We start from the raw sequence: 6,891 nt of genomic DNA, 5'->3' as shown, positions 1-6,891 counted from the left end.
TTCGGCGGCTCCCAGCCCGGCTGGGACGTGTGGGGTTGGCGGCACTGGTAGGTGACACCGCTGTGGGTGACGCGGTCACCGGTCGCGTACGCGCGGCCCGGCGCCCACGTGCCCGACGGCTGGGCCGTGGTGGTGGTCGTGGTGGTGGTCGTGCCGCCGTCGTCCCAGGGGACCTGCGGCGACCGGTAGAACCCGATGCCCAGCGCCGTCCAGCGCGGCCCCTGGGCGCCGAGGCGGAGCCGGAAGGCGTCCCAGCCGTGGGTGGACCACGGCGACCAGCCCAGTTCGGCGATCGCGGCCAGGCGCGGGAACGCGAGGTGGTCGACGTGCGCGGGCGTCACCACGGTTTCGGTCCACAGTGGAGCCTCGACGCCCAGCACGGCCGACTCGGGCACGCCGGTGACGTGCGCGCCCGGGTTCCACTCGTAGGCGTCCCGGACCTCCACGTACCCGGCCCAGCTCAAACCCAGCTGCGTCGACGCGTCGTACTTCATGTCCAGGTACGCCTTGTTCGCGGGCGACATCAGCACCTTCTGCCCGCGCGCGGCGGCGTCGCGCACCACGGCGTTGGACGTGGTGGTGCCCCAGTACTGGGCGACGGCCGCCGGGTCGGTGGTGGCCTTGGCGAACTCGTGCCAGCCCATCGGCCGCTTGCCGTGCTTCGCGACCAGCGGCAGGACCCGGTCCATGAACGTCCGGTACTCCTGGTCGGTGGTCGCGTGCGCCTCGTCGCCGCCGATGTGGAGGTACGGGCCGGGGGTGATCGCGGCGACCTCGCGGATGACGTCCTCCACGAACCGGTAGGTGACCTCCTTGGACACGCACAGCGACGAGTAGCCGACCGCGATGTCGGTGCGCAGCGCGGGCGCGACGCCGTTGCAGTTCAGCTCGGCGTAGGAGGACAGCGCGGCGTTGGTGTGGCCGGGCAGGTCGACCTCGGGCACGACGGTGATGTGCCGGGCCGCCGCGTAGGCCACGATCTCCTGGTACTGGGCCTTGGTGTAGTACCCGCCGGGCCCGCCGCCGACCTGCGTGCTGCCGCCGTGGGTCGTCAGGCGCGGCCAGCTGTCGATCGCGATGCGCCAGCCCTGGTCGTCGGTCAGGTGCAGGTGCAGGTAGTTGATCTTGTAGAGGGCGAGCTGGTCGACGTACCGCTTGACGGTGGCCACCGGGTGGAAGTGGCGGGCCACGTCCAGCATCGCGCCCCGGTGCGGGAAGCGCGGGTGGTCGGTGATCGACGCGCCGGGCACCTGCCACGGGCCCGGCTGCGGCGTCCGGGCCTCCACCCGGGCGGGCAGGAGCTGGCGCAGCGTCTGCACGCCGGCGAACAGGCCGGCCGCGGTGTTGGCGTGGAGCCGGACGGCCGTCGCGGTGACGTCCAGCCGGTAGCCCTGGTCGCCGACGGCCGCCGGCGCGCCGCCGACCAGCAGGGAGATGCCGTCGGCCGGCGCGTCGGCCGGGTCCACGACCGGCAGGGCGAAGCCGGTGGCGGGGCGCAGCAGCTCGGCCAGCCGCTCGGCGACCGGGCGGGCCGCGGCGTCGGCGGCGATGACGGCGTCGGCGGCGATCGTGTGCACGACACCGGGCGTGGCCTGGACGGACGCCGGCACGGGGACGATGCCCCGCAGCGGTTCCGCGGCCCGCGCCGCGGTGGTGCCCGACGCCGCGTGCCAGGTGGCGGACGCGGCGAGCAGGACCACCAGGGCGGCGAGGGCTCTGGCTCGGGTCTTCACCGTGCTCCTCCTCGGGGGGCGGGCGGCGGCCGCGTGCGCTCCAGCGTGCTGAGGAGCCCGAGGTGCTGTCAATGGGTCTAGACCATTTGCCGGTCAGCCGGCGAGGTCGAGCCTGGCCAGCTCGCCCCGGGAGGCCACGCCGAGCTTCGGGTACGCCTTGTAGAGGTGGTAGCCGACGGTCCGCGGGCTCAGGAAGAGCTGCGCGCCGATGTCCCGGTTGCTCAGGCCCTCGGCGGCCAGGCGCACCACCTGGAGCTCCTGCGGGGTGAGCGCGCTCAACGGGTTCGGACCGGCCGCCGCCCGGCTCTCCCCCGTGGCGCGCAGCTCGGCGCGGGCCCGGTTGGCCCACGGCGCGGCGCCCAGGCGCTCGAACACCTCCAGCGCGGCGCGCAGGTGGGTCCGCGCGTCCGACCGGCGGCGGGCCCGGCGCAGCCACTCCCCGTGCAGCAGCTCGGTGCGCGCCCGCTCGAACGGGCGGTCGTCGGTGGCGCGGTGCAGCTCCCCGGCGCGGGCGAACTCCCGCTCGTCGTCGGTCAGCAGGGCGCGGCAGCGCAGCGCCACGGCCTCCGCCCACGGTCGGCCGGTCTGCCCGGCCCACTCCGCGAACCAGGCGGCCGGCGCCTCCGCCGCGGCCCGGTCGCCCGCGCGGACGGCCGCCTCCACCAGGTCCGGCAGGCTGGTGATCGCGTAGAGCCGGTGCGCGCCCGCCGCCACGTCGGCCAGGCGCTCCAGCACCGCCTCGTGCCGGCCGAGCCCCAGGTCGAGCAGCGCCAGCGCGCACGCCGCGCGGACCGAACCGGGCGGCTCGGCCGACTGCCGCGCGACCAGCCCGGCGAGCCGCTCCTCGTCACCCTCGACCGCGGCCAGCTCCGCCAGCACGCCGACCAGGAACACGACGCTGAACCCCTGGCCGATGTCCTCGGCGATCCGCAGCCCCTCCTCGGCGGTCGCCCGCGCCTCGCGCCACCGGCCCAGGTGCAGCCGGCCGCGGGCCAGGTAGGCCAACGCGCGCGGCAGCACGCCCAGCGCGCCCCGGGCGCGGGACCCGCGCTCCAGCTCCTCCGCCTCGGCCAACGCCGCCCGGTCGTCACCCAGGACCAGGTGCCACCACGCGCGCACCGCGTTGCCCGAATCCGCGACGTAAGGCGAGTCGAGCAGCCCGCGCAGGGCCGCCATGCCGCCGGGCACGTCCCCGCCGTCCAGGCCGAGCGCGGCACGTTCCACGGCACGCGTGTCCGCCTCGCCCGGCAGGCCCTCCACCTGCTCGGCGACCCGCCGCAGCACCGCGAAGTCCCGGCCCGCCCACGCGTGCTGCGCGGCGCTGAACAGCAGCTCGCCCGCCAGCTCCGGCGCGGTGCGCGCGGCGCACTCCGCGGCGCGGACGAGCGTGGCCGCCGCCTCGACCGACCGCCCCCGCTCACCCGCCAACCGGGCCTGGATGCGCGCGGCCCGCGCCACCTCGACGGGCTCGCCCAGCACGTCCCACGCCTGCTCGGCGAGCACCGCGGCCCGGTCGAACTGGCCCGCCTCGCCCGCCGCCCCCGCCGCCGCGACCAGCCGGCGACCGCGGTGCAGCGGGTCCGGGCTCAGCTCCGCGGCCCGCTGGTAGGCCGACGCCACGGAGGCCCGCCCACCCCGGCCGCGCGCGTGCTCGGCGGCGCGGACCAGCGCCGCGGCCACCCGCTCGTCGGGCCCGGTGGCGGCGGCGGCCAGGTGCCAGGCCGCGCGGTGGTCGTCCTCCAGGGCCTCGGCGAGCGCGCGGTGCACGGCCAGCCGGTCGGCCAGGGGCGCGCCCCGGTAGGCGGCGGCGCGGATCAGCGGGTGCCGGAACGCGAGCCTGCCGTCGTCGGAGCGCAGCAGGTGCCGCCGCTCGGCCGGCTCCAGGTCGGTGACCGAGGCGCCGAGCAGCGCGGCCGCCCGGAGGACCGTGCCCGGGTCGCCGGTGTCGTCGGCGGCGGCGACCAGCAGCAGGGTGCGGGTGCGCTCGGGCAGCGCGCCGATGCGGTCGGCGAAGGTCTGCTGGACGCGGCTGTGCGTCGGCAGGGCGGCGACCCGGTGGGCGGGCGCGGCCGGCAGGTGGCCCTCCCGCTGGGCGGCGGGCAGCTCCAGCAGGGCGAGCGGGTTGCCGCGCGCCTCGGCCGCGATCTGCTCCCGGACGTACCGCGGCAGGTCGGCGGCGTGCTCGTCCAGCAGGGCGGCGGCCGAGTCGGGGTCCAGGCCGGTGAGCCGCAGCTCCGGCAGGCCGGGCGCGGGGAACGGCGGCGCGTGCAGGTCGCGGGCCGCGAAGACGACCGCGACGCGTTCCGCCTGGAGGCGGCGGGCGGCGAAGACCAGGGCGCGGGCGGACCCCTCGTCCAGCCAGTGCGCGTCGTCCACCAGGCAGAGGACGGGTCCCTGCTCGGCCAGGTCGGCGAGCAGCGTCAGCACGGCGAGCCCCACGAGGCCGACGAGGGCGCCGCCGCCGTCGTCCGGCGGGACCAGGCCGAGGGCGGCGCGCAGGGCGGCGGCCTGGGTGGGCGGCAGGGCGGGAACGCGGTCAACGACCGGGGTCAGGAGGAGGTTGAGGCCGGCGAAGGGGACCACGGACTCGGACTCGACCGCCGTGCCGCGCAGGACGCGGAAGCCTTGCTGCGCAGGGGTCCCCGCCAGGGGGTCCCCTGCTTTCATCTTGCCGGCGGGGTACGACAATTCCGGCTCGCCGACCAGGGCGGGCAGGCGCCGCTCGTCGCCGGGCGGGACCGGCCCGCCGACCGGGGCGGCGGGGTCGGTCGGTTCCCGGTCGAGCGCCCGCCGCGCCAGGTGGTCCAGCAGCGCCGACTTGCCGATCCCCGCCTCGCCCCGCACCACCAGCACCCCGCTGCGCCCGGCCCTCGCGTCGGCGAGCAGCCGGTCGAGCGCGGCCAGTTCCGCCGACCTCCCGTGCAGCACGTCCCCGACCCTAACGATCGCCCGGCAGCAGCACGACCTTGCCGATCGTCCGCCTGCCCTCCAGCTCGGCGTGCGCCCGCGCCGCCTCCGCCAGCGGGAACTCCTGCACCACCGGCGACCACCGCCGCGCGGCCGCCTCCGCCAACGCCCGCGCCTCCAGCGCCCGCAGCCCGCCCGCCCTCTTGGCCACGTGCGGACCGACCGCCGTCACCGCCGACAGCGACCGCGCGAACAGGTCCGAAGTGGACACGTCCAGCGGTTCGCCCGACGACGAGCCGAACATCACCAGCCGGCCGCCCGGTCCCAGCAGGTCCAGCGCACCGCGCCCCTCCGCGCCCCCGACCCCGTCCAGCACCGCGGTCACCTCCCGTCCCGCCAACCCCTCGACCACTTCGGACCGCCACCCCTCCCGCCGGTAGTCCACGACCACCGCCGCGCCCGCGCGCAGCACCGCCCGCCGCTTCCCCGCGCACCCCGTCAAGCCCACCACGTGCGCCCCGGCCCGTGCCGCGCCCTGCACGAGCAGCGTGCCGACCCCGCCGGCGGCGGCCGTCACCAGCACCACGTCGTCGGGTCCCGGCTCGGCCGCGTCCAACACACCCAGTGCCGTGCTGCCGGTGCGGACCATGGCCACCGCCGCCGGGAAACCGACGCCCTCCGGCACGACGTGCAGCGCGTCGACCTCCCGCACGGCCAGTTCGGCGTACCCGCCGCTGGCGAGGCCGAGCTGCGTCACCACCCGACGCCCCAGCCAGTCGTCGGCCACGCCGGGACCCACGGCGTCGACCACGCCCGCGACCTCGCCGCCCGGCGTGAACGGCAGGGCGGGCGACGCCCACCCGCCGCGCCGGACCAGGGTGTCCACCAGGTGCACCCCGGCGGCCCGCACCGCGATCCGCGCCCGGCCCGGTCCCGGTTCCGGGTCCTCGACCTCCTCGACCCGGAGCACGTCGGCGCCACCGAACGCGCGCAGCCGCACCGCCCGCACGTCAGGCCCCGTAAGGCCGTTGGGCACGGGCCTCCTTGAGCGCGGTGCCCCACCAGACGAGCTGGTCGAGCACCGTCGTGGCGGCCTTGTCGACCTCGTCCCGGTCGAGCGGGTGGCCGTCGTCGTCGAAGCGCGACCACGCGCCGTGGAAGCTGACCGTGTCGCGCACGGTGACCGCGTGCAGCTCGGCGAAGACCTGCCGCAACTGCTCGACCGCGCGCAGCCCGCCGCCGAGGCCCCCGTAGGAGACGAACCCGACCGGCTTGGCCTGCCACTCGGTGTAGTGCCAGTCGATGGCGCTCTTGAGGGGGGCCGGGAAGCTGTGGTTGTACTCGGGGGTGACGACGACGAACGCGTCGGCGGCGGCCAGTCGCGGTGAGACCACCGCGACCTCCGGGGCCGGGTCCTCGCCGAAGGCGTGCAGGGTGTCCGGCAGGCCCAGGTCGGCCAGGTCGAGCACGTCGACGCTGAGGTCGTCGCGCTGCTTGGCGCGGTCGGCGAACCAGTTCGCGACGACCGGCGCGAACCGGCCCTTGCGGGTGCTGCCGACGATGATCGCGAGCTTGATCATGTGTCCTCCCTCGGTGTGGTGACGACGCTAGGGAGTGGCGTGGGAGCCGGGCATCTGTCACGTGACTGGTCGCCGCACCCCCATGACCGGTGACCGGCCGCCAAGCCACCAAGATCACCGAAACCGCCGAGATCACCCAGGCGGCGGCAGCGACAGTAGTAGTGGCAGGGCGGTGGCGTAGTGACAGCAGTGGCGCAGCGAGAGCGATGGCGCCACAAGAGCGGTGACGCCGAGGACGGCGGCGGGCGGCCTCAGCACACCCTGCCTTGAACAAAGTTCAAAAGCTGCCTGCACAAAGTTCAAGTGGCAGACCGAAGGGATCCCAAAGACTGGTTGAACTAAGTTCGAGACGGGGAGGCGAGCAGCAGCTGACCCAAGCGGAACAGGCGAGCTGAAGCAAGCCGAGGTGCAGGTTGGGGCGGGCTGAGGCGCGGGCCGGGCAGGTCGAAGGAATCGCAGCGGCTGGTTGAACTAAGTTCAAGGTGCGAAGGCTGGCAGCGGCTGACCCAAGCGGAACAGGCGAGTTGGAGCAGGCCGGAGCGGGCTGGACCGAGCTGGAGCAGGCTGGAGCGCGGATTGGGGCGGGCCGGAGCGCAGGCCGGGTGCGGGTCGGGGCGGACCGGAGCGCGGGTTGGGGCGAGCTGGAGCGCAGGCCGGGTGCGGGTCGGGGC

At 76.3% G+C, this 6,891-nt stretch carries 4 protein-coding genes; all 4 read right to left on the bottom strand.

The window, feature by feature from the left end:
* Window positions 1-1,733, bottom strand: a 1,733-nt coding sequence (locus ACFV4N_RS37275) for a family 20 glycosylhydrolase (protein ID WP_499677380.1), incomplete at its 3' end; no start/stop codon positions are given.
* Window positions 1,734-1,826: 93 nt separating this feature from the next.
* On the bottom strand, window positions 1,827-4,661 hold the full coding sequence (locus tag ACFV4N_RS37270) for a helix-turn-helix transcriptional regulator (RefSeq protein WP_499677379.1): 2,835 nt from the start codon (window positions 4,659-4,661) through the stop codon (window positions 1,827-1,829).
* 10 nt (window positions 4,662-4,671) lie between these two features.
* On the bottom strand, window positions 4,672-5,676 hold the full coding sequence (locus tag ACFV4N_RS37265) for a zinc-binding dehydrogenase (RefSeq protein ID WP_499677378.1): 1,005 nt from the start codon (window positions 5,674-5,676) through the stop codon (window positions 4,672-4,674).
* A complete protein-coding gene (locus ACFV4N_RS37260; RefSeq protein WP_499677377.1) occupies window positions 5,651-6,220 on the bottom strand; it encodes an NADPH-dependent FMN reductase in 570 nt (189 codons plus the stop codon). Before ACFV4N_RS37260 ends, ACFV4N_RS37265 begins: the two co-directional genes overlap by 26 nt.
* Window positions 6,221-6,891 lie beyond the last annotated feature (671 nt).

This window comes from Actinosynnema sp. NPDC059797, assembly GCF_042732085.1.
In the GTDB taxonomy this organism is placed as follows: Bacteria; Actinomycetota; Actinomycetes; order Mycobacteriales; family Pseudonocardiaceae; genus Actinosynnema.
Note: the sequence above shows the minus strand (reverse complement) of the source record. Positions and strands in the feature narration are given on the sequence as shown.

Coding starts and splice junctions, on each gene's coding strand:
- ACFV4N_RS37260 (WP_499677377.1), bottom strand. CDS start 6,220: ATGATCAAGCTCGCGATCATCGTCGGCAGCACCCGCAAGGGCCGGTTC.